General features: G+C 70.4%; 13 protein-coding genes and 1 pseudogene. 6 read left to right on the top strand and 8 right to left on the bottom strand.

Going from position 1 to position 24,533, the window contains the following annotated elements:
* From IE248_RS10125 to IE248_RS10115, 3 genes and pseudogenes are all read right to left on the bottom strand, one after another.
* On the bottom strand, positions 1-1,826 hold a 1,826-nt coding region (locus IE248_RS10125; RefSeq protein ID WP_190030525.1), incomplete at its 3' end, for a type I polyketide synthase.
* Between the two features lie 54 nt (positions 1,827-1,880).
* Positions 1,881-7,787 (bottom strand): annotated as a pseudogene (locus tag IE248_RS10120) (type I polyketide synthase); the annotation flags it as partial.
* A gap of 111 nt (positions 7,788-7,898) precedes the next feature.
* Positions 7,899-13,535 (bottom strand): type I polyketide synthase, encoded by a 5,637-nt coding sequence (locus IE248_RS10115; RefSeq protein WP_190030453.1) that lies wholly within the window; start codon positions 13,533-13,535, stop codon positions 7,899-7,901.
* A 269-nt stretch (positions 13,536-13,804) separates the two neighbouring features.
* On the opposite strand from IE248_RS10115, the gene IE248_RS10110 reads away from it, so the two are divergent.
* Entirely contained in the window at positions 13,805-14,647 is an 843-nt protein-coding gene (locus IE248_RS10110) for a putative RNA methyltransferase (protein ID WP_190030452.1), read from the top strand.
* 70 nt (positions 14,648-14,717) lie between these two features.
* Here the strand turns inward: IE248_RS10110 and IE248_RS10105 are convergent, their stop codons facing one another.
* The 5 genes from IE248_RS10105 to IE248_RS10085 are packed head-to-tail and all read right to left on the bottom strand — an operon-like array spanning position 14,718 to position 19,520.
* Positions 14,718-15,974, bottom strand: a complete 1,257-nt coding sequence (locus IE248_RS10105) for a glycosyltransferase (RefSeq protein WP_190030451.1) — start codon at positions 15,972-15,974, stop codon at positions 14,718-14,720.
* 55 nt (positions 15,975-16,029) lie between these two features.
* A complete protein-coding gene (locus tag IE248_RS10100) occupies positions 16,030-17,241 on the bottom strand; it encodes a class I SAM-dependent methyltransferase (RefSeq protein WP_190030450.1) in 1,212 nt (403 codons plus the stop codon).
* A 31-nt stretch (positions 17,242-17,272) separates the two neighbouring features.
* Positions 17,273-18,253 carry an NAD-dependent epimerase/dehydratase family protein gene (locus IE248_RS10095; protein WP_190030449.1) on the bottom strand — a complete coding sequence of 327 codons (981 nt, stop codon included), beginning with the start codon at positions 18,251-18,253 and terminating at the stop codon, positions 17,273-17,275.
* Positions 18,250-18,465 (bottom strand): ferredoxin, encoded by a 216-nt coding sequence (locus tag IE248_RS10090; RefSeq protein WP_229895214.1) that lies wholly within the window; start codon positions 18,463-18,465, stop codon positions 18,250-18,252. Before IE248_RS10090 ends, IE248_RS10095 begins: the two co-directional genes overlap by 4 nt.
* Before the next feature lie 23 nt (positions 18,466-18,488).
* Positions 18,489-19,520: a cytochrome P450 gene (locus IE248_RS10085; protein ID WP_229895213.1), complete on the bottom strand. Its 1,032-nt coding sequence runs from the start codon at positions 19,518-19,520 to the stop codon at positions 18,489-18,491.
* A gap of 491 nt (positions 19,521-20,011) precedes the next feature.
* Here IE248_RS10085 and IE248_RS10080 point away from each other — a divergent pair, with 491 nt between their 5' ends.
* From IE248_RS10080 to IE248_RS10060, 5 genes are all read left to right on the top strand, one after another.
* Complete coding sequence (locus IE248_RS10080) at positions 20,012-20,779, top strand: TylF/MycF family methyltransferase (protein WP_073796601.1); 768 nt, start codon at positions 20,012-20,014, stop codon at positions 20,777-20,779.
* A gap of 65 nt (positions 20,780-20,844) precedes the next feature.
* Positions 20,845-21,435, top strand: coding sequence for a dTDP-4-dehydro-6-deoxyglucose 3-epimerase GerF (gerF, locus tag IE248_RS10075; protein ID WP_190030446.1), 591 nt, complete (start codon positions 20,845-20,847; stop codon positions 21,433-21,435).
* A 339-nt stretch (positions 21,436-21,774) separates the two neighbouring features.
* Complete coding sequence (gene rfbA, locus IE248_RS10070; protein WP_063781072.1) at positions 21,775-22,662, top strand: glucose-1-phosphate thymidylyltransferase RfbA; 888 nt, start codon at positions 21,775-21,777, stop codon at positions 22,660-22,662.
* Positions 22,663-22,704: 42 nt separating this feature from the next.
* Complete coding sequence (gene rfbB, locus IE248_RS10065) at positions 22,705-23,676, top strand: dTDP-glucose 4,6-dehydratase (protein WP_190030445.1); 972 nt, start codon at positions 22,705-22,707, stop codon at positions 23,674-23,676.
* A 20-nt stretch (positions 23,677-23,696) separates the two neighbouring features.
* On the top strand, positions 23,697-24,521 hold the full coding sequence (locus tag IE248_RS10060; RefSeq protein WP_190030444.1) for a thioesterase II family protein: 825 nt from the start codon (positions 23,697-23,699) through the stop codon (positions 24,519-24,521).
* Positions 24,522-24,533 lie beyond the last annotated feature (12 nt).

Genomic DNA, 24,533 nt, shown 5'->3' with positions numbered 1-24,533 from the left:
GCCGCCTCACACCGCGCCATCGACTCCGCGAACACACCCGACTCAGCCCACAACCGAACCGCCATACCCACCCACTGCGTCCCCTGACCCGGGAACACGAACACCGACCGGCCACCCTCCCCCGACACCACACCCGACACCACACCAGACGACGGCACACCAGCAGCCAGGGCGTCCAGACCGGTGTTCAGCTCCGCGGAGTCCTCGGCCAGGACCACGGACCGGTGCTCGAACACCGACCGCGACACCACCGACGACAACCCCACATCCACCAACCGACCAGACCCAGCGATCTCCCCCATACGGGACGCCAACTCACGCACCACACCCGCAGAACGACCCGACACCACCACCGGCACCACAGCCGGAGACACACCAACCCCGACCTCCCCGACCTCCGGAGCGGGCGCCTCCTCCACCACCACATGCGCATTCGTCCCACTGAGCCCGAAGGAGGACACCGCGGCCCTGCGCGGACGCCCCACCTCAGGCCACGGCTCCTGCTCCGTCAGCAAGGACACCGCCCCCGCCGACCAGTCCACCTCCGCCGACGGCTCATCCACATGCAGCGTCTTCGGCAGGACTCCGTCCCGCATCGCCATCACCATCTTGATCACACCGGCCACACCCGCAGCAGCCTGCGTATGACCCACATTCGACTTCAGCGAACCAAGCCACAAAGGCCGCCCCGCGTCCCGCTGCCCATACGTCGCCAACAACGCCTGCGCCTCGATCGGATCACCCAGACGCGTCCCCGTCCCATGCGCCTCCACCACATCCACATCACCCACACCCAACCGCGCATCCGCCAACGCCTGCCGGATCACCCGCTGCTGCGACGGACCATTCGGCGCCGTCAACCCATTACTCGCACCGTCCTGATTCACCGCCGAACCACGCACCACCGCCAACACCCGACGCCCATGACGCACCGCATCCGACAACCGCTCCACCGCCAGCACACCCACGCCCTCGGCCCAGCCCGTGCCGTCGGCCGAGTCCGAGAACGCCTTGCACCGCCCATCGGCGGCCAGACCCCGCTGCCGCGAGAACTCCACGAACACACCCGGCTCCGCCATGACCGTCACCCCACCCGCCAGCGCGAGATCACACTCACCACTGCGCAAAGCCCGCACCGCCAGATGCAACGCGACCAACGACGACGAACACGCCGTATCCACCGTCACCGCCGGCCCCTCCAGACCCAGCACATACGAGATACGACCCGAAGCGACACTGCCGGACGTCCCGATGCCGAGGAAGCCGGCCGTCTCGTCGTCGGGAGCGGCGGAGCCCGCCACGGTGCTGCCGTAGTCGTGGTACATCACTCCCGCGTAGACGCCGGTCCGTGAGCCGCGCAGCGAATGCGGATCGATACCCGCCCGCTCCAACGCCTCCCACGACGTCTCCAGCAACAACCGCTGCTGCGGATCCATCGCCAACGCCTCACGCGGCGAAATACCGAAAAACCCCGCGTCGAACTCCCCCGCCCCATGCAGGAACCCACCCTCACGCACATACGTACGCCCAGGCACACCAGGCTCCGGATCAAACAGACCCGCCACATCCCAACCCCGATCGGTAGGGAACGGAGAGACCGCGTCCACCCCCGACGCCACCAGATCCCACAACCCCTCCGGCGACGACACCCCACCCGGGAGCCGGCACCCCATCCCCACGATCGCAATCGGCTCATGCCTGGCGGACTCGGTCCGGCTGATCTGCTCGCGGGCCTCGTGCAGGTCGGCCATGGCGCGGCGGAGATAGTCGCGGAGCTTTTCTTCGTTGGTGGCAGGCGTTGCGGAAGACACGGTGCTGTTCTCCAGGGGTGTGGGACGGGCGGCGGGGCGGGAGAGCCGTGGCGGCAGGCGGGCCCTGGGCTACATCGATCGGAAGTCGCTGTCGAAGAGGTCGAAGAGCTCGTCGTCGGAGCTGGCGGCGAGGCGTTCGCCGACCGACAGTTCATCGGGGCCCTGCCCGTCGTGACCGTTCGAGCCGTTGACCGGGCGGACGCCCGCCACCGGCGGGGCGAGCGTGCCGAGCAGTTCCTGAAGGCGTTCCGCGACGTGGGCGCGGCCGTTGTCGTCGGTGACAGCGGTGGCCAGTCCGTCCCGGATCCGATCGAGTGCCTCCAGAACGGCCGGGACGTCCGCGGGAAGTTTCTGACCGCCCTTCGGCAGTTCCTGTTCCAGGTGGTCGACGAGTGCCGCCGGCGTCGGATGGTCGAAGACCAGTGTGGCGGGAAGCCTCGTTCCGGTGACGGCCGTGAGCCTGTTGCGGAGTTCGACGGCGGTGAGCGAGTCGAATCCGGCTTCCTTGAAGGAGAACTGGAGTTGGACGCGTTGGGCGTCCGCGTGCCCGAGCACCGAGGCGATTTCGGTGCGCACGAGCTCCCTGAGGACGGCGAGCCGCTCGCCGCGCGGCTTCCCGGCGAGCTGTTCGGCCAGGGTGCCGGATGCCGCGGCCGTGGTCGGGGGCTCCTGGCCCGCCGCAGGGTCCGGCGTGCCCGCACCGGACGAGGGTCCGGCACCGGCGGGCGGGGGCACCAGGGCGTGCAGCACTTCGGGTACCACGCCTGCGTGTACGGTGCCGCGGGCGGCACGAGCACGCAGGCCGGCCAGGTCGAGGCGGATCGGCAGCAGCACTGCCTCGGTCCTGGAGGGGGCGCAGGCCTCGTCGAACAGTTCCAGTGCCTCGGCGGGGTCGAGGGGCAGGATTCCGGAACGGCGCAGCCGTGCCAGGTCGGCGGCGGCCAGGCTCGCTCCCATGCCGTCGGCCCCTGCGCTACCGCCGTCGCCGTCACCGCCGTCGCCCCACAGGCCCCAGGCCAGGGACACGGCGGGCAGGCCCTGCGCGCGCCGCCAGGCGGCGAACGCGTCGAGGAAGCTGTTGGCGGCCGCGTAGCCGGACTGGCCGGGACTGCCGAGGGTTCCCGCAGCCGACGAGAAGAGGACGAAGGCGGACAGGTCCAGGTCACTGGTCAGTTCGTGCAGGTGTGTGACCGCGTCCGCCTTGGCCCGCAGCACTGCCGAGACCCGTTGGAGGGTCTGTGCCGTGACAATGCCGTCGTCCAGCACACCGGCGGTGTGCACGACAGCGGTGAGCGGGTGGGCGGCGGGGACGGCGGCCAGCAGGCCTTCGAGCGCCGAGCGGTCGGCGGCGTCACAGCGGACGATGTTCACGACGGCGCCCAGGTCGGTCAGTTCGGCGGCCAGTCCGGCCGCGCCCGGGGCGTCCGCGCCGCGCCGGCCGGCCAGTATCAGGTGCCGGACGCCGTGCTTGGTCACGAGATGCCGGGCCACGGCCTTGCCGAGCGTTCCGGTTCCGCCCGTGACGAGCACGGTGCCGTCCGCGCGCCAGGGGCCGGAAGGGCTCCCCGACGGGGCGGACCCCATGGCCGCGGCCGCTTCCGGCTCGGTGGCGTCGCCGAGGGGACCGGCGGCAGCGCCCTGCCCGTTCGCTCCATGGGTGAGTCGGGGTACGAGGATCTCGTCGCCGCGCAGGGCGAGTTGGGAGGCTCCCGAGGTGACGGCCCGCGACAGGGAGCGGTACGAGGCAGCCGGGTCGGAGGGGTCCGCGTCGACCAGTACGAAGCGGCCCGGGTGCTCGGACTGTGCGCTGCGCAGCAGTCCCCAGGCGACGGCCGAGGCCGGGCGGACCGCGCTGGTGCCGGCCGCCACCGCCCCGTGTGTCAGCACGACCAGTCGTGCGTCGGTGAAGCGGGCGTGGGCCAGCCAGCCCTGCACCACGGCCAACGCACGTTCGGCCAGGTCGTGGGCGCCTGCGGCAAGGTCGTCTCCGTCGTGGCCGAGCTCCACCAGGACGTGGTCGGGCAGGGGCGTGTCGGAGGCCGCGAGCGCGGCCAGATCGTCGTAGGTCCGTACCGGTGCCTGCGCTCCGTCGCGTACGCCCTCGAGGAGGGCCGGGCCCGCATCGCCGAGGACGCCCCACTCCGCTGCCGCCGGCCTGGGACGGGCGTGTCCGGTCACCGGAGCGGAGGCCGACGTCCACTCCAGTCGGTACAACGGTGTGCTCCGCTCCTGCGGACTCGGGAACCGGTGCGCCGGGACGGGGCGCAGCGTGAGTGAGCGGGCGGTGAGGGCCGGGCGCCCCGCCGGGTCGGCCGCCGCGACGGTCACGGCGTCGGGTCCCGCCGGGGCGATCCGTACGCGCAGGGAGTCGGTGCCGCGGACGTGGATCCGGACGTCGCTCCAGGAGAACGGCAGCAGGCCGTGGGCCTCGGTGAACTGTTCGCCGAATCCGGTGGCGTGCGCCAGAGCGTCCAGCAGGGCCGGGTGCATGCCGTACCGCGGGGCGTCGGCGGCCGCCTGGCCGGGGAGCCGGACCTCGGCGAAGATCTCTTCGCCGCGCCGCCAGACGGCGCGCAGTCCCCGGAACACGGGGCCGTACGTCACGCCCGCGTCCGCGAGGCGCCGGTACTCAGCCGCGACGGCGTCCGCGTCGAGGGCCACCGGGGTCGCGTCGGCCGGGGGCCAGACGCCGAGCAGGTCCGCCGGCACGTCGGCGCCGTCACCAGCCTCCTCGGTTCCGGGGGTGAGGGTGCCGGACGCGTGCCGGGTCCAGTCGGAGGGGGCGTCGGCTGCCCGAGCGGCGTCGGCGGGCCGGGAGTCGATGCGTATCGTACGGATGCCTTCCGCGTCGGGACCGCTCAGCGTCACGCGCAGCCGGACCCCCTCCCCGCTCTCGGGCAGTACGAGGGGCGTGGCGAAGGTCAGCTCGGCGACCCGGGGGCAGCCCGCTTCGGTGCCCGCCCAGGCGGCGATGTCCAGGAGGGCCGCTCCGGGTACCACGGTGCGGTTCTGGACGCGGTGGTCGGCGATCCACGGGTGGGTGCGGACGGAGAGCAGCCCGGTCCGTACGGTGCCTTCCCCGTCGGGCAGGTCGATGGCGGCCGGGAGCAGGGGCTGGTCCGCTGCCTCCAGACCGGTGGTGGTGAGGCCGGCGGCGGGGGCCGGGACGTCCAGCCAGTAGCGCGTGCGCTGGAAGGCGTAGGTGGGGAGGTCGACGGCGGGCCCGTCACCGTGCACGGCCGCGAGGTCGAGGGGGACACCGTGGGTGTGGACGGCGGCCAGGGCCCCGAGGCAGGTGGTCGTCTCGTCGCGGTCCCGGCGCAGCAGCGGCACCGTCAGCACGGGACGCTCCTGCCCGTCGGCGGGGGAACCGGCCGTGTCACGGTCCGTCGAGCCGTCCTGGTGCGGGGCGTCCTGTTCCTCTTCGCGCAGGCAGTCACGTCCCAGGGCGGACAGCACGCCGTCCGGTCCCAGTTCGACGAAGGTGTCGATCCCCTGGTCGCGCAGGGTGCGGAAGCCGTCGCTGAAGCGCACGGCCTCGCGCGCGTGGCGCACCCAGTACTCCGGGGTGCACAGCGTCGCGGCCGACGCGACCTCGCCGGTCAGGTTGGAGACCACCGGGATGCGCGGCTCGGCGTAGGAGACGTCGCGCGCGATCCGGGCGAACGGTTCCAGTGCGGCGTCCATGCGCGGCGAGTGGAACGCGTGGCTGACGGGCAGCACCTTGGCACGGCGGCCCCGCTCCCGCCACAGTGCGGCGAGCTCGGCGACCGCGTCCTCGTCGCCCGAGATCACGGTGGCGTCGGGCCCGTTGAGTGCGGCGACGGCGATGCGCGCCTGCCTACGAGCCGTGAGCGCCGTGATCGTCTCCTCGATCTCCGGGCCACCTGCCTGGATCGCCGCCATGGCGCCACCGGCCGGCAGCTCGCCCATCAGCCGCCCCCGCGCCGTCACCAGGCGGGCGGCGTCGGGCAGGGTGAACACTCCGGCAACGTGGGCGGCGGCCAGTTCGCCGACCGAGTGCCCCAGGAGTGCGTCGGGGCGCAGGCCCCAGGCGCTCACCAGCTCGAAGAGGGCGACTTCCAGGGCGAACAGCGCGGGCTGGGTGTACTCGGTTCGGTCGAGGAGGCCGGCCGTCGCGCTGCCCGGTTCCGCGAACATCACCTCGCGCAGCGGGCGGTCCAGGTGCCGGTCGAGTTCCGCGGCCGTCTCGTCCAGGGCCCGGGCGAACACCTCGTACCGCTCGTAGAGCCGGCGCCCGGCGCCCGGCCGCTGGCTGCCCTGCCCGGTGAAGAGCAGTGCGGTACGGCGTCCGCGCGCGGCCCGGCCGGTGATCACCCCGGGTCCGTGCGCGGCGCCGGACGCCAGCTCCCTGAGGCCGCTCAGGAGTGCGGCGGTGTCCTGTCCGATGACGACGGCCCGGTGCTCGAACGCTGTACGGGAGCGGGCCAGCGTCCGTCCGACCGCGGCGGGTGACACGTGGGGGCGGGCGGCGAGATGGCCGTGGAGTCTGCGGGCCTGGGCTCGCAGCGCCGCTTCGGTCCGGCCCGAGAGCAGCCAGGCGCCACCGCCGGCGGACGGTTCGCGCTCCGCCGCCGTGTCGTCGCTGTCCGGGACGCCCTCCAGGATGAGGTGTGCGTTGGTGCCGCTGGCGCCGAAGGAGGACACGCCGGCGCGGCGCGGGGCGTCCCCCTGGCCGGGCCAGTCCTGTGTCTGCGTGAGCAGTTCCACCGCGCCCGCCGACCAGTCCACCCGGCTGGAGGGACGGGTGACGTGCAGGGTGCGGGGCAGCCGGCCGTGGCGCATCGCCAGCACCGTCTTGATGATTCCGGCCACGCCGGCGGCGGCCTGGGTGTGGCCGATGTTGGACTTCAGCGAGCCGAGCAGCAGCGGCCGTTCGGGGCTGCGGCTCGTGCCGTACGTGTGCAGCAGGGCCTGTGCCTCGATGGGGTCGCCGAGCCGGGTTCCGGTGCCGTGTGCCTCCACCGCGTCGATCTGGTCGGGGCCCAGGTCCGCGTTGGCGAGCGCCTCGCGGATCACCCGCTGCTGGGCGAGGCCGTTGGGGGCCGTCAGGCCGTTGCTGGCACCGTCCTGATTGACGGCGGAGCCGCGGATGACCGCCAGTACGGTGTGGCCCTTGTCCACCGCGTCCGACAGGCGCATCAGGAGCAGCATTCCGGCACCCTCGGCGAAGCTGGTGCCGTCGGCCGCGTCGGAGAACGCCTTGCAGCGCCCGTCGGAGGCCAGGCCGCCCAGTCGCGCGAAGTCGGTGAACAGGTCGGGGGTGGACAGGACGGTCGCGCCGCCCGCGAGCGCCATGTCGCACTCCCGCTGCCGCAGCGCCTGCGCCGCCAGGTGCACGGCGACCAGTGACGAGGAGCAGGCCGTGTCGACGGTGATGGCGGGACCCTCCAGCCCGAGGGTGTAGGCCACCCGGCCGGAGGCGATGCTGCCCGCGCTGCCGTTGACCAGGTAGCCCTCGAGACCCGGCGGGATCTCGTTCAGCCGGGCGCCGTAGTCGTGGTACATGACACCCGCGTACACCCCCGTGCGCGAGCCGCGGACGGAGGCCGGGTCGATACCGGCCCGCTCGAACACCTCCCAGGCGGTCTCCAGCAGGAGCCGCTGCTGCGGGTCCATGGCCAGGGCCTCTCGCGGGCTGATGCCGAAGAACTCCGCGTCGAAGTCGGCGCTGTCGTGGAGGAAACCGCCCTCGCGGGAGTGGACGGCTCCCGACTCCGGGTGGTGCAGCGCGTCCAGGTCCCAGCCCCGGTCGTCGGGGAACGGCGAGACCGCATCGGTGCCGGAGTCGACCAGTTCCCACAGACTCTCGGGGGTGGTCACCCCGCCGGGCAGCCGGCAGCTCATCCCCACGATGGCGATGGGCTCGCGGGCGTTGTCCTCCAGCGCGTTCAGCCGCTGGCGCGTGCTGTGCAGTTCGGCGACAACCCGCTTCAGGTAGTCACGGATCTTGTCGTCGTTGGCCGTCATCTGCCGGACCCTCCTGGCCTACGTGCTCGTGTCGGTGCAAGGCGCGCCTGCTGCGGCGCGCTTCGGTACGGGTGGGGAACGCGCACGGCGTCCCGCTCACAACTGGTCTTCGATGAAGGCGAACAGGTCGTCGTCGGAGGCGGAGTCCAGCTGCCCCAGCAGGTCGGGGCCCGCCTGCACGCCGTGGCTTCCTGTGCCGGCGGCCGTTCGTGTGCTGCGGTCGCCGTCCCGTGGGGCATCGCCGACCACCGCCAGCAGTTCTGTGAGACGTCGGCGGACGGCGTCACGCCGCGTGTCGTCGGCCGCCATGCCCCGGACCGCCCGGTCCAGGGCATCGACGCCCGACAGCGCCGCAGCGCCCGCGTCGTCCTTGCCCTCCGCCATGAGGAGCTCCGCCAAGTGGCCGGCGAGCGCGTCGAGGTTGGGGTGGTCGAAGACCAGCGCCGACGACAACCGCAGTCCGGTGACGGCATCGAGCCTGTTGCGCAGCTCGACGGCGGTCAGCGAGTCCAGACCGATCTCGCGGAAGGAGCGAACGGGGTCGACCGCGGTCTTGTCGGTGAAGCCCAGCACATCGGCCAACTGCGCCTGGGCCACGGCCAGGAGTTCGTCCCGCCTTCCCGCCGCGTCCAGCCCGGCCAGTCGTTCGCGCAAGTCTTGCGCCCGGCTCGGTACGTCCGTGACCGCGGACGCCGCCCGTGCGCCACGGCCCGTTCGCGCCGCGCCGATCCGTACGGCGGGCGCCGCCAGCGTACGCAGCAGCAGGGGCACCGAAGCGGGCCCGTGTTCGGAGGCCTGCCGACGCAGTGCCGCCGTGTCCAGCCGCATCGCACAGATCTGCGGCGCGTCCGCGCCCGCGGCGGCACCAAGTGCCCGGTCGAGCAGTTCGAGACCCTGCTCATTCGTGAGCGGCGCGATGCCGGACCGCTCCATGCGGCGCAGATCCACCTCGCCGAGATGGCCGGTGAACGTGCTGGCGGCGCTCCACAGTCCCCATGCCAGGGACACCGCGGGCAGCCCCTGCGCGTGCCGGTACTGAGCCAGGCCGTCCAGGAACGCGTTGGCCGCGGCGTAGTTGGCCTGTCCGGCCCCGCCCAGCAGGCCGACCGCCCCGGAGTACAGGACGAACGCCTTCAGCGGCATTCCCGCGGTCAGCTCGTGCAGGTTCAGTGCGGCGTCCGTCTTGGGGCGCAGCACGCGGTCCAGCCGTTCGGGGGTCAGCGCCTCGACGACGCCGTCGTCCAGGACGCCGGCCGTGTGGATCACCGCGGTCAGCGGGTGTGCGGCGGGGACGGTGGCGAGGGCCTCCCGCAGCGCTACCCGGTCCGTCGCATCACAGGAGAGGAGCTGGAACTCGGCGCCGAGACCGGTGAGTTCACGCTCCAGTTCCGCGGCCCTGCCGGCGTCGCGCCCGCTGCGGCTGAGCAGCAGCAGATGCCGTACGCCGTGTGCGGTGACCAGGTGCCGGGCCAGCAGGCTGCCGAGGGTGCCGGTGGCGCCGGTGACGAGCACGGTGCCCTCGGGATCGAACCCCGTGCCCGTCGCGGTGGGCCCGTCTCCCGGGGTGGGCAGGACGGCCAGCCCGGGCGTGCGTACCTTGCCCGAGCGAAGGGCCAGTTGGGGAATTCCGCTGTCGAGAGCGGCGGGCAGCGCCTGGTACGAGGCGTCCTGCCCGTCGTGTTCGACGAGGACGAAGCGGTCGGGGTGCTCGGTCTGCGCCGAACGCATCAGCCCCCACAGCGCCGATCCGGCGAGGTCCACCTGCCGCTCGTCCGCCTCGGTGGCGACGGCGTGCTCGGTGAGCACGGCGAGGCGTGCGGCGGCGAAGCGCTCGTCGGACAGCCAGCCCTGTACGAGGGCGAGCCCCCGCCGAGCCGTGTCCCGTACCCCGTCGGCCAGAGCCGTCCCGTGCGGGGCGGCGGTGCCGGGCCGGGCCCCGAAGTCGGCGAGGACGATGTCGGGGCGGTCCGCTCCGGAGTCCAGCGCCGTACGCAGTGCGTCCAGGTCGGGGAAGACCCCGACGCACCCCGTGCCGGGGTCCGCCGTCGCGTACCGTGCGGCGGCACCGCCCTGCCCGACGACCGCCCACCGGCGCGTGGCACCGGACGGGAAGGAGCCGAAGAGCCCCGTGGCCGACGGCGCCGTGTTCGCGATCGGGCTCCGCTGCCAGTCCACGCGGTACAGCGGCGCGGACGTCGTGCCGCCGACCAGTTCCACCAGCCGGTCCTGCGCGAGCGGACGCAGCACCAGCGCGTCCATCGACAGCACCGGGGCACCGGCGAGGTCGACGGCTTCGAGCGACATGGCCCCTTCTCCGGCCGGGCCCAGGCGGACCCGCAGCGCGTCTGCACCGGTCGCGTGCAGCGTGATGCCGCGCCACGCGAACGGCAGCAGCACGGATCCGTCGTCGGGCCGCGACAGGAAGTCGCCCAGCAGCCAGGGCTGCAGAGCCGCGTCGAGGAGGCCGGGGTGCACCCCGAACCGCTCGGCGTCCGGCGCCGCGCCCGCGGGCAGGCGGACCTCGGCGAACACCTCGCCCTCGCGCAGCCAGACGGCCTCGACCCCGGCGAACACCTCGCCGTACTCGTATCCCAGCGCGGAGAACCGGTCGTAGAGCTCCGCCGCCTCCGCGCGGACGGAACCGCTCGGCGGCCAGGCCTCGCGGCTCCACTGCGGCCGGCCCGGGTCGGGGGCGGCGGCAGGGGTCAGTACGCCGGTGGCGTGTCGGGTCCACCGACCGGTGTCCCCGTCTTCCGCCTCCGGCCGCGCGAACACGCTCACGCGGCGCCGGTCGGAGGAGTCGGGCTCGTCGATCACCACCTGGAGCCGGATGCCACCGTGCACCGGCAGCGGGGCCTCGATGCTCAGCTCCTCCACGCCCGCGCAGCCCACGACCGCGGCGGCATGCAGCGCCATGCCGACGAAGGCTGTCCCGGGCAGCAGGGCGGTCCCGGCCACGGTGTGGTCGGCGATCCAGGAGTGAGAGGCCGGGGAGATCCGCCCGACGAGCAGCAGCTCACCGGACTCCGCGAGCGGCAGCGCGCCGCTGAGGAGCGGGTGCTCCTCCCAGGTCATGCCGAAGCGGGCCGCAGCGGAACTGCCGGTGCCGGCGGGTGAAGCCTGTGCCCAGTAGTGCTGGCGTTGGAAGGGGTAGGTGGGCAGGTCGACGGTACGGGCGCCGGTGTCGGCGAAGAGGGCGGGCCAGGTGACGTCGACACCCTGGACGAACGCCTCCGCCACCGAGGTCAGGAAACGACGCAGACCCCCGTCCTCACGGCGCAGCGAACCCACCGCACACACCTGCCGGCCCACGGACTCCGCCGTCTCCTGCACCGCCCCGGTCAGCACCGGATGTGCACCGCACTCCACGAACACCCGGAAACCGTCCGCGAGCAGCTGCTCGACCGTCTCCTGGAACCGCACCGGCCGACGCAGATTCCCGAACCAGTACTCCGCATCCAACGACGCCGTGTCCACGACGCCGGCTTCCACCGTCGAGTAGAACGGGATCTCGCCGCTCACCGGACGGACGTCGGCCAGCGCCTCCAGCAACCGCCCACGCGCCGGCTCCACGAACACCGAATGCGACGCATACCCGAACTCCAGCCGACGCGCCCGCACCCCCTCCGCCTCACACGCGGCAACGAACCGCTCCAACTCTCCCAGCTCACCAGCCACCACCGTCGACGACGGCGCATTCACCACCGCCACACTCAGCCCACCACCCCCACCCGCCAACCGCTCCTCCACCTCGGCCCGCGAAAGACGCACCGAAGCAATCCCCCCTCCCGACAAAACCTCTTCCGCCACCCGCGACCGGAACACCACCGCCCGCGCCCCGTCCTCCAACGACAGGCCACCCGCCACCACCGCCGCAGCGATCTCCCCCTGCGAATGCCCGACCACCGCATCCGGCACCACACCCAGCGACCGCCACAACGCCGCCAGCGACACCATCACCGCAAACGAGGCCGGCTGCGCCACATCCTCACGCTCCAACGACACAGCACCCGGCACCTGAGCGATCACATCCGACAACCGCCAGTCCACCAAGCCCTCGAACGCCGCCTCACACCGCGCCATCGACTCCGCGAACACAACCGACTCAGCCCACAGCCGCGCCGCCATCCCCGACCACTTCGCCCCCGCACCAGGGAACACGAACACCGACCGGGCACCCTCGACCGACACCACACCCGACACCACACCAGGCGACAGCCCGTCACCAGCGGCCACAGCATCCAAACCGGCACTCAGGTCCACAGAGTCCTCGGCCAGGACCACGGACCGGTGCTCGAACACCGACCGCGACACCACCGACGACAACCCCACATCCACCAACCGACCAGACCCAGCCACCTCCCCCATACGGGACGCCAGCTCAGCCACCACACCCGCCGAACGACCCGACACCACCACCGGCACCACAGCCAACGGCGCATCCCCGACGAACTCCCCCTCCTCCGGAACAGGCGCCTCCTCCACCACCACATGCGCATTCGTCCCACCCATGCCGAAGGACGAGACGCCGGCCAGTCGCAGCCGGCCGGTTGCCTGCTCGTCCGGCTGCGGCCAGGTGTCCAGTCGAGTGGGTACGCGCAGGTTGAGCCGGTCCATGGGGATGGCGGGGTTGGGCGTCGCGTGGTTCAGGCTCGGCGGTACCACGCCCTCACGGACACACAGGGCGGCCTTCACGAATCCCACGAGACCCGCAGCCGCTTCCAGGTGGCCGACGTTCGTCTTGGCCGACCCCACGGACAGCGGTGTGCTCCGGCCCCGGGCCGTGCCGAGCACCGCGCCGAGAGCCGCCGCCTCGATGGGGTCGCCGACAGGCGTTCCCGTGCCGTGCAGTTCAACGTAGGACACCTGGTCCGGGCCGACCCCGGACCGTTCGTACGCCGCGCGCAGCACGGCTTCCTGGGCCTCGCGGTGGGGTGTGGTCAGGGTGGAGCCGCCGCCGTCGTTGTTGACTGCGCTGCCTCGGATGACACAGTGGACGCGGTCCCCGTCGGCCAGTGCCCGGTCCAGAGGCTTGAGGACGACGCAGGCTCCGCCCTCACCCCGTACGTAGCCGTTGGCGCGAGCGTCGAAGGTGTAGCAGCGGCCATCCGGCGAGAGCGCGCCCATGAGCTCCATGCCTGCCGTGCTGTTCTCGGCGAGGATCAGGCTGACGCCGCCGACGATCGCGAGGTCGGACTCGCCGCGGCGCAGGCTCTCGCAGGCCAGGTGGACCGCGACCAGCGAGGAGGACTGCGCGCTGTCCACCGCGAGGCTGGGACCGCGCAGGCCCAGGAGGTAGGAGAGGCGGTTGGCGGCCATACCCCGGCTCAGGCCGGTAGCGGTGTGGCCGCTGACGGGGGTCTCCGACCGGTGCAGGAGTGCCGCGTAGTCGTCGGCGGCGATACCCACGAAGACGCCGGTGTCCGTGCCGGCGAGGCTGCCCGGGACGATCCCGGCGTCCTCCAGGGCGGTCCAGCCGAGTTCCAGCATGAGCCGCTGCTGCGGATCTGCGGCGGCGGCCTGGCGGGGGGACATGCCGAAGAAGGCGGCGTCGAACTCGGCGGCCCCCTCCAGGGAGCCTCGCCAGGTGCCGTCGGCGCGACGCTCGATCGCGCTGCCTCCGGAGGTCAGCAGTTCCCAGAACTCATCGATGCCAGGCGCCCCCGGAAGGCGGCAGGACATGCCGACGACGGCTATGTCGCTCGAACGCTGCGCACCATTCTTGGGGGCCATCGGAACTCCTGATCGATCGATAGGGGTTGTCACGCTGACAGTGCAGGGCGACTGTCAGCACTTGCTGAAATGGGTGAGGCCGTATGCGCGGCATTCCATAAGGAATTGCCGGGGAATTGGCCGGTTGTCGTGTCGTGCGCGCAATTGGGGTTCAGTTGCCGTGGGTGCGCGTCACGGGGATTCTTCGGCACTGCACCGGGCGGCCGGCGGCCCGGATGCCTGCGTTAAGGTTGGCCGGTCCGCCGACTCGCCCGAAGGAACGGTGCCCCATGCTCAACAGGATCGTGCGATACCTCGCCTGCCCGCACTGCGGCGCTTCGCTGGCGCTGGGAGACCGTGCACTTTCCTGCCCCGCCGGACACTCCTTCGACATCGCGAAGCAGGGTTATGTGAATCTGCTTCCCGGGGCGACGAAGCTGCGAGCGGACACAAAGGAAATGGTGGAGGCCCGGGACGCATTCCTGTCGGCGGGTCACTACGGCCCTGTGATGGACGCGCTTGTCGATCTGGCGCGGCGGACGGCTGATCCAGCCGTGCCCGGTTGCATCGTCGACATCGGTGGCGGAACGGGCCACTACCACGCCAAGGTCGTGGACGCGTTCCCTGATGTCGACGGACTGCTGCTGGACATCTCCAAATACGCGGTGCGACGTGCCGCGAAGGCCCATCCGCGGATCGCGGCCGCCGTCACCGACGCCTGGCAGACGCTTCCGCTGCAGGACGCCTCCGCCGCCGTGGTGATCAACACGTTCGCTCCTCGCAACGGTCCTGAACTGCATCGCATCCTCCATCACCGTGGCGTCCTCCTGGTCGTCACTCCCCTGCCCGATCACCTGCAGGAACTCATCGGCACTCTCGGCCTGCTGCAGGTGGACGAAGGCAAGGAGTCGCGTCTTGCGGAGCAACTCGCCCCGCACTTCTCGGCCGTCGCCACGGAGCGGCTGACCCGGACCATGGCACTGGACCACCAGGCTCTGGCCCACCTGGTCGGCATGGGGCCCAATGCCTGGCACCGTGACGTGCAGCGGGATCACGAGATGATCCAGCGGCTGCCGGTGCCGTCCCAGGTCACGCTCTCCGTGCGGCTCTCCGCCTACCGGCTCTCGGCGTAGCGGCGCGGGCCCCGGGCCCGTCGGCCGGCGGGCGAGCGGGTTCCGGCCCACCCGCCCGACGGTGGCCGTCTCAGGGCGCGACCCGTGCTGTCTCGGCCCACTTCTCGAGGATGTCGCAGGCGGTGTCCACTCCCCGTTCCTTGGAGACCAGTTCACCCAGCCGCCTGGCCCGGGCCGCCATCGCGGGGTCGGTGACCGCCTGACGGACGCTCTGTGCCAATGCCTCTCGGCTGAACCGGGTGAAGGGCACCGGCCGGGCGGCGACGCCTGCTCGGGACAGCCGCGCCGCCCAGAAGGGGTGATCGGCGAAGACCGGCACGATGACCTGTGGCACTCCGGCCCGCACGACTTCGGCGGTCGTGCCGGCGCCGCCGTGGTGGATCACCGCGGCCATCCTGGGGAACAGGGTGGCGTAGTCGACCTGGTGCAGGCGGAGCACGTCGTCGGGCAGGTCACCGTCCGGCCCGTCGACCATGACCAGTCGGCGTCCGACGCCGCGGACGGCGTCGAGGGCGGCCTGGAGGGCTTCTTCCTGCCGATGGAGTGACCAGGTGCTGCCGAAGGTGAGCGCCACCGGGGGTTCACCGTCCGCCAGGAACGCCTCCAGCTCGGCGGGCGGCTCCCAGTGCTGGTCCCAGAACCAGTAGCCGGTGACATGGCTCTGACGCGGCCAGTCCCGCGGCTTGGGCAGCACACTGGGGCTGAAGGGGAACAGGTACGGGCGGTCGTGGCCCAGTCGGAGGAACGGGGACTCGTCGCCGAAGGGGCGGAGACCGAGTCGCTTCCGGTAGCCGTCGACCTCGGGCCGCCGCCACTCCCACTCGTCGCGGGCCGCCCTGCGGTGGGTGTAGCGGTTGTACAGAGGCGTCAGCGGACCGAATCTGCGCTGTCCGGACTCGACGGCCGGGAAGGCCGAGGTCATGCTGTTGGGCCACCAGGACACCGAGGCCCACGGGGCGGGCGGGTGCCCGTACGCGGCGGCCAGGGTGAGGGGCGCGTTCACGATGAGGTCGGCGCCCTCGGCAGCGTCGTGGATCGCGTCGACGACCTGCTGCGTGTAGCTCTCGGGTGCCTCGGGCATCCCCGCGAGCATGTTCTTGAACGAGGGACTGCGCTGCAGCGCTTCGATGACCTCGGGCATGCGGAAGAACCCGTCGGGGTCCCCGGGCGAGAGCTTGTACGTCAGCCCCGCGCGCTCGACCAGTGGCCGCAGCGTGGCGGGAGCGGCCAGGGTGACGTCGTGGCCGCGGGCCTTCAGACCGATCCCCAGGGCGACGAACGGCTGTACGTCACCTCGGGATCCCACGCTCAGCAGGGTCACACGCATGCCGGCCTCCCGCCGTCCGGTCGGGTGTGTCCCGGTGGCTGGTGCCGACGGCCCCTCATTCGTGTCCCCCCGAAGAGACGGCGACCAGTGTCTCGAAGTCGCGCGGGATCCACGGGGGGATGCCGCCCTCGGCGTTGGTGCCCTTCTCGATGAAGGCCAGGTTGTGGTAGAGGTGCATGCCGACCACGTGCTGGTCGACGTAGCCGGGGCGGTGGCCGCCGGCCTGCGGCAGTTCCTCGTGCTGGATCGAGTCCACGAGGGACTTGAGCAGACCCAGGCTCGTGCCGCTGTACTGCTTCGGGTCCTCGTTGCCGCCGAAGCCGGACCAGTAGGCGGTCCACAGGTCCTCGATCACATAGAGGCCGCCGGGCCGCACGTGCGGGAACAGGGCCTGGAACGACGTACGGATGTGGTCGTTGATGTGGCTTCCGTCATCGATGACGATGTCGAACGGGCCGTACTCCTCGGCGATCGACCGCAGGTAGTCGGGGTCGCTCTGGTCGCCGCGCAGGGTCGTGATGCGCGGCGCGTCGAAGTGTGACTTGTCGACGATGTCCAGCCCGTAGATCTCACCGCGGTGGAAGAAGTGCTTCCACATGCGCAACGAGCCGCCGCCCCACTCGGGGTGCTTGTAACCGCCGATGCCGATCTCCAGAACGCGTACCTGCTGGTCACGGTAGCTGCTGAAGTGGCGGTCGTAGTGGGGGGTGAACCAGTGCAGGGAACCCCACTTCGGGGTCAGGTAACGCGAGGAGAGTTCACTGAGGTCCGGCTTGTGGGAGTGGCAGCCGGCCAGCACGGTCTGGGAGCCCTGCTGCGCGGCCAGGAAGTGCGTGCCGATGTGTTCGGCTCCCGAGTCCTCCTCGCCTTCCGACTGCGCGTCGGTGACGTACGGGAAGAGGGTGGTCCGGCGCACGCCGGTGACGTTCTCCCGCACCGGCCCGAACAGCTCCCGCGCCAGTTCGCCCAGCTCGTACTCGACACGCATGGCGACGAACGCCTCGTCCTTGGTGGCGAGGCGCACCGGGCCGCCCTTGAGGACGTACAGGTAGGTGGGAAACAGCTGGTCGCCCGCCCGGACGGCCAGCTCGACGAGGACGGGGACATCGTTCACGGGAGCCGGGCAGCGCGTGGTGATCTCGTCCAGGAGCACACGGACGATGTCGGCCGGAGCGTACCGGGCGGCCAGGTCCTTGAGGTCGGCGTCATGTCCGCCGGCGGCTCGGATTATTTCTCGGATCAACGAGTTCGGGGCGTGCTTGACCACGAGTTACCTTCCAGGGGTGTGAAAGAGGGGTTCAGCGCTTGTGAAGGCGGTACCAGCGAGCGGTCTCTTCCAGCCCGGCCCGCAGAGGCTGGGGATCGAAGTCGATCACTTCTGACATTCTGGACAGATCCAGAAGTCTGCTCGGGGCGCCGACCGGGCGGCTGGGGTCGAGGCGGATGCGCTCGGGCCGTCCCAGGACGGCCATCACCATCCGGGCCAGCTCCAGGATGGAGACCTGCTCCGCGCCGGCCACGTTCATCTCCGGGTACTTTCCGGTCTCCAGCAGGCGCAGCGAGGCCCGCACCAGGTCGGCGACGTGCACGAAGGACCGGGTCTGGCTGCCGTCCCCCCAGATCTCGATCTCCTCGCCCGCGTCGGCCTTGGCCAGCATGCTCGGGATCACCCGGCCCCGGGAGCGGTCGAATCCGTCCCCCGGCCCGTAGACGTTGCCCGGTCGCACCAGGAAGACGTTGGTGCCGAACTGCTCGCGGTGGAGCCTGGCCAGGATCTCGCCGTAGGTCTTGGACAGGACGTAGCCGTTGTCCGTGTACCGCATGGACCTGCGGAAGTCGTCCTCCTCGCGCGCCGCCACGGTGGGCGAGGCGGAGTACAGCTCGGAGGAGCTCATGACGACAACCTCGCCCACGCCGAAATCCCGCACGCAGTTGAGCAGGTTGGAGATGGTGCGCTGGTTGCTGTCGAGGATCTCGGCCGAGCGTTCCAGCTTGAACTGTGCGTTGCCGTCCATGGCCGCGCAGTGGACGACGGTGTCGATGGAAGGTGCCAGGTACTTGAAGGCTCCCCGCACGTCCGACTCGTCCCGCAGCTCGGTCCGCACTAAGCGGACCCGGTTCAGTGCCGCGAACTCGGCTTGGATTTCGGGCCGTTCGGTGCGGTACAGGGCCAGCACCTCGGCTCCGCGCGCGTCCAGCTGCCGGACGAAGTGGGAGCCGATGAACCCCAGTGCACCCGTGACGAGCACCGTGCGGCCGGCCCAGCGGTCAGCAGTCACTCGGTGTCCTGCGGCGCGCGTCCAGGAGCCTCTTGGACGATCACGGCCTGTACGGGGCAGAGTTGCACCGTCTGGAGCACCCGCGGCCACAACGCCGGCTCGGGCTCGGCGACCAGGACCCGGCTCAGTCCTTCCTCGTCCTGGCGGAAAACCTCCGGTACCAACTGCTCGCACTGGCCGGCTCCCAGGCACCGGCTCTGCTCGACTGTCACCCGCACGCTGTATCCCCCTTCCGTCACCACTCGACCGGCAGCTCGTGCAGCCCGAAGATCGTCGAGTCGCGCTTGACGCGCAGTGCGTCGACTTCGCCGGCCAGCCTGAGTGTGGGAATGCGCTCCACCACCGCGCCCAGTGTGACCTCCAGCTCCAGCCGGGCCAGGTTCTGCCCCAGGCACTGGTGCGGGCCGTAACCGAAGGCGACGTGCTGGCGTGCCGAGCCGTGCAGGTCGAAGTCGTCCGGGGAGGCGAAGGCGCTCTCGTCGCGGTTGGCGGAAGCCAGCGAGAGGATGAGACCGTCCCCGGCTCGCAGCGTGATGCCGCCGAGCTCGATGTCCTCTGTGACCGCCCGCCGAAGGCCGTCCGCGATGGAGTGGAAACGCAGGAGCTCGTCGACCGCCTGGGGCAGCAGCGTACTGTCGCCACGCAACTGCGTTGATGCGTCGGGGTGCTGCAACAGTGTCAGGACACTCAGTGCCACCATGCTGGCACTGGTCTCGTGACCGGCGGCGAGCAACAGCACGGCGTTGTCCACGATCTCGGCGTGCCGCATCTCACCGGTGTGCAGTCGATCGGCGATGAGCCGGCACAACAGGTCGTCGCCCGGAGTCTCGATCTTTGCGGTGACCAACCGGTCCAGATAGTCACGCAGCTCCAGGAGGGCGGCCAGTGACTCCTCGTTCCCGCCCACCCGCGTGGCCTGTTCGCTGCGCTCCTGGAAGAACTCATGGTCTTCGTACGGCACGCCGAGGAGCTGGCAGATCACCAGGGTGGACATCGGCAGCGCGAGTTCGGCCACCAGGTCCACCGGTCCCCGCTGTTCGAGGATTCTGTCCAGCAGCCTGTGCACCGTGCGTTCGACGCCCGGGCGCATCTCCCGGACCCGGCGCACGCTGAACTCGGGTATGAGCATGCGGCGGAGAACGCTGTGGTCCGGCGGATCCATGGTCAGCAGCGACCGGAAACCGCCGCCGTCGCCGTCGGAGGCGGAGAGCTTGGGCAGCTTGGCCGGGTCGATGGTGATCCGGGGGTCGGCGAGAAGGGCTCGCACGTGCTCGTGCTTGGTGATGAGCCAGGTTCTGGAGCCGTCCCAGACCTGAGCCCGGCATATGGGCTCGTCCTTACGCTTCTCGGCGTACTGATCGGGGAGGGTAAAGGGGCAGGTACGCGCAACTGGCCATGCGACGCCTGGTTCCGTGGGATTGTTGTGAACGACTTTTGAAGATTCCAAGGATTTCCTCACCCTAAATGCAATCGGGAGAAGGTGATCTACGTCCAACATGCAAGCACACGGTTAGCGCCGCAGCAAGGTTCGGCCAGATCGGCCGCAGTCGTCACTGCACCATATGCCCCTCGCTTCCGGACAGGATCGATACGCGACGTGGCTGGTTTTCGACCCTTGCCCGAATCTGATCACTGAGGTTAGATGGCTAGCCCATCCACCTCGTCCACCTCATCAGCGTGGATACAGGTAATTCAGCCCCGGCGGCCCCCGTCCTGAACGAGACGCCCGCTGGGCACTGCTACCCGTAAGTGAGGAAAATGACAGTCATACCTGCCGATGCAGACCTGTATCTCGACCTTCTGAAGAAGGTCGTGACGAATATGATTTACGAGGACCAGACCAATGTCGCCGGCCTCATCACGAGCAGTTCGTATTCCGCGGAGCTGCGCGCGGTGGGTGAGGACTTCCCGCACGTCGCGCACACGATGGTCGGTCTCAAGCGGCTCGACAACCTACAGAAGTGCCTTGAGGACGTGCTGCGCGACGGCGTGCCGGGGGACTTCGCGGAGACCGGGGTCTGGCGGGGCGGGGCGTGCATCTTCGCCCGCGGCGTGTTCCAGGCGCACGGCGTGCGGGACCGGAAGGTGTGGGTCGCGGACTCCTTCCAGGGTTTCCCCAAGACCACCGAGGACGACCACCAGCTGGACGTCGACATCGACCTCGGCCAGTACAACGAAGTCCTCAGCATCCCGGTCGATGTGGAGACCGTGAAAAGAAACTTCGCACGCTATGGGCTCCTGGACGACCAGGTCCGGTTCCTCCCCGGCTGGTTCAAGGACACGATGCCCACCGCGCCCATCGAGAAGCTCGCGGTGCTGAGGCTCGACGGGGACTCGTACGCAGCCACCAGGGAGGTTCTCACGAGCCTCTATCACAAGGTGTCGGTCGGCGGATACGTCATCGTCGACGACTACTGCATTCCGGCGTGCCGGCAGGCCGTCCACGAGTTCCGGGACGAGCACGGCATCACCGACGAGATCCACCAGATCGATCGCCAGGGTTCCTACTGGAGACGCTCCAGCTGATCGGCTCGGCCGTGGCCCCCCGGCCCTCCCCGTACCCAACCAATCGGTCCGAAGGAAAGAACGCGATGCATCCACTCAGCATCGAGGGGGCCTGGTCGCAGGAACCCGTCATCCACTCCGACCATCGCGGAAGGTCCCACGAGTGGTTCCGGGGCGAGAGGTTCCGTAAGACGTTCGGTCATGATTTCCCGGTGGCCCAGGTCAATGTCGCGGTGTCCCACCGCGGCGCGCTGCGCGGGATCCACTACACCGAGATCCCGCCCGGTCAGGCCAAATACAGCGTATGTGTGCGCGGAGCGGGCCTCGACGTCATCGTGGACGTCCGCATCGGTTCGCCGACCTTCGGGCGCTGGGAAATCGTGCCCATGGACGCGGAACGCAACACCGCCGTCTATCTGACCGCGGGACTGGGTCGCGCTTTCCTCTCCCTCACCGACGACGCCACTCTCGTCTACCTGTGCTCCTCCGGGTACGCTCCCGAACGCGAGCACTCCGTCAATCCGCTCGACCCGGACCTCGGAATCGTGTGGCCGGCCGACATCGAGCCGCTGCTCTCCGACAGGGACAAGAACGCCCCGACCCTGGCGACCGCCGAACGTCTTGGATTGCTTCCGACCTATCAGGCGTGGCAGGAACAGCAAAAGGCGGAGGCATAGGGCGTCCGAGCACGGCCGGCCGTACCGGAGACCGTTCCGGCGCAGGAGGCGCGGCCATGGTTCCTTTCCTCGCCGCCGCCTGAGAATCCCCCGCGGTTCGGAAGCGCCGCGCCGCCTCGCGGCAGACCGAAAGGCACTCCTCATCCTCGACATTCACGACACCGCATTCCTTGTGTTCGGATTACGGGTCCCGGGTCGGGGTGAATGCTGTCTGCCGCTGTGTCCGCGAGGCGATCGCCGGTCCGGCCGGTCCCTTCGGACAGCGTCTCCACCCCCCATATCGGCAATACATGCCCCGGAGGACCAACCGTGTTCGAGACACCGCCGAAACGCCCCAAGGTGAGGGGGATAATCCTCGCTGGGGGCAGCGCCACTCGACTGCAGCCGCTGACCGGTGCGCTTTCCAAGCAGCAGTTGCCCGTTTATGACAAACCCATGATCTACTATCCGCTGTCGGTACTGATGCTGGCCGGAATCCAGGACATCCTCATCATCTCCTCGCACCAGCACGTGGAGACGTTCCAGGTCATGCTCGGCGACGGCTCACGCCTCGGTATCCACCTCGACTACGCGGTCCAGGACGAGCCACGCGGTGTCGCCGACGCGTTCCTGGTCGGCGACAAACACATCGGGAACGACCGGGTGGCGCTCATTCTGGGCGACAACGTCTTCCACGGCCCCGGATTCTCCACCGTCCTGAAACACTCCCTCCAACGTCTCGACGGATGCGAACTGTTCGGTTATCCGTCCAAGTCGCCCGATCGCTACGGCGTCGCCGAGATCGACGAGCAGGGGAACCTGTTGTCGCTGGAGGAGAAACCGAGCCGTCCCCGCTCCAACCTCGCGGTCACCGGGCTGTACTTCTACGACAACGACGTGGTGGAGCTGGCGAAGGACCTCAAGCCTTCCACTCGCAACGAGTTGGAGATCACGGACATCAACCTCTCCTATCTGGAGCAGGGCCGGGCGCGGCTGACCCAGCTCGGTCGTGGATTCGCCTGGCTGGACATGGGGACCCACGACTCCCTGCTCCAGGCGGGTCAGTACGTCCAGCTGCTGGAACAGCGCCAGGGCGTACGCATCGCCTGCGTCGAGGAGATCGCACTGCGCATGGGCTTCATCGACGCGGACACCTGTTACCGGCTGGGTGAGGAGCTGAGCGCCTCCAGCTACGGGGGCTACCTCATGGAGGTCGCCTCGGGACTCGGGGCGACGCTCACCGGTTGATCACCCCTCCCCCACACAGCACGGCAGAAAGGCAGATCAAGGATGCGCGTCCTGGTGACCGGGGCGGCGGGCTTCATCGGCTCGCACTTCGTCAGACAGCTCCTGTCGGGCTCCTATCCGGAGCTGGCCGACGCCCACGTCCTCTCGCTGGACAAGCTCACGTACGCCGGGAACACCGAGAACCTCGCCGAGGTCGCCGGCCACCCCCGTCACACCTTCCTGCACGGCGACATCTGCGACCGGCCCACGGTCACCCAGGCACTGCGCGGCATCGACCTGGTGGTGCATTTCGCCGCCGAATCGCACGTGGACCGCTCGATCACGGACTCAGCCGCCTTCATCACCACCAACGTGCTGGGGACGCACACACTGCTGCGGTCGGCGCTTGAGGCGGGCGTGAGCCGCTTCGTCCACGTCTCCACCGACGAGGTGTACGGTTCGGTCCCCGAGGGCTCCTCGGCCGAAACCGACCCCCTGGACCCGAACTCCCCCTACGCGGCGTCCAAGGCCTCCTCCGACCTCCTGGCGCTCGCCTTCCACCGCACACACGGCCTCGACGTCCGGGTGACGCGCTGCTCCAACAACTACGGCCCCCATCAGCACCCCGAAAAGGTCGTCCCGCTCTTCGTGACCCACTTGCTGGAGGGCCTGCACCTTCCCCTGTACGGCGACGGCCTCCACCGGCGCGACTGGCTGCACGTGGACGACCACTGCCGGGGCATCGCCATGGTCGCCGGCCGGGGAAGGGCCGGAGAGGTGTACAACATCGGTGGCGGTACGGAACTGTCCAACGTCGACCTCACCCGTCGTCTTCTCGGCGTCTTCGGCGCCGACTGGTCCGTGGTGGACAGGGTGCCGGACCGGGCGGCGCACGACCGTCGCTACTGCGTGGACACCCGGAAGATCACCGAGGAGCTGGGATGGGCTCCCCGCGTCGCCTTCGAGCGCGGGCTCGCGGAGACCGTCGACTGGTACCGGGACAACGGCACGTGGTGGAAGGCGCTGAAACCGTGACGCCCGGAAGCGGATCACGCATGAGCGGAGGGTCCGCCGCGACCGCGCCCGGCTCCACCGACGCGGGCGACCTCTGGCTGCGCCGCTACCAGCCCGTCGCCGACCCCGCGCTTCGGCTCGTGTGCCTTCCGCACGCCGGCGGCAGCGCCAGCGCCTTCCTCCCCTTCACCCATCTGCTGCCGGACTGGGTCGAGGTGCTCGCCGTCCAGTATCCCGGGCGGCAGGACCGGCGCCTGGAGCCGTTCGTGGACACCGTCGACAGCCTGGTGACGCAGATCGCCGGGGCGCTCGGACCCTGGCTGGACCGGCCGGTGGCGCTCTTCGGCCACAGCCTGGGGTCGTTGGTGGCATTCGAGACCGCCCGCCGCCTCGCGGAACAGGCGCCGGAAAGCAGGGTGGCGCACCTGTTCGTCTCCGGCCGCGTCGCCCCGACCATCGCCCATCGGACCACCGCGCACCTCCTGAGTGACGACCGACTGGTCGCCAAGCTCGCCGAACTGCAAGGCACCGACCCCCGGGTGCTGGCCGACCAGGAAGTCCTGCGACTGGCCCTGCCCGCGATCCGCAACGACTACCGGGCCGCCGCCACCTACACCTGGCGCCCGGGGGCGCCGCTCTCCTGCCCGATCACCGTGCTGACAGGAAGCGCGGACCCCCACGTCCCCACCGACGGAGCCCTGGCCTGGCACCGGCTGACCACCGGGGAGACGGCGTTCCGTTCCTTCCCCGGAGGCCACTTCTACCTCACCGAGCACGCCGAAGCGGTGTGCCGGACGATCCGGACGGCAACCGGGCTCGCCATGCGGGCGCCCGCTCCCCTCAAGTCCTCCCGCCGCCCCGTATGACCGAGAGAGTGT

The organism is Streptomyces goshikiensis, assembly GCF_014650555.1.
In the GTDB taxonomy this organism is placed as follows: domain Bacteria; phylum Actinomycetota; class Actinomycetes; order Streptomycetales; family Streptomycetaceae; genus Streptomyces; species Streptomyces goshikiensis.
Note: the sequence above shows the minus strand (reverse complement) of the source record. Positions and strands in the feature narration are given on the sequence as shown.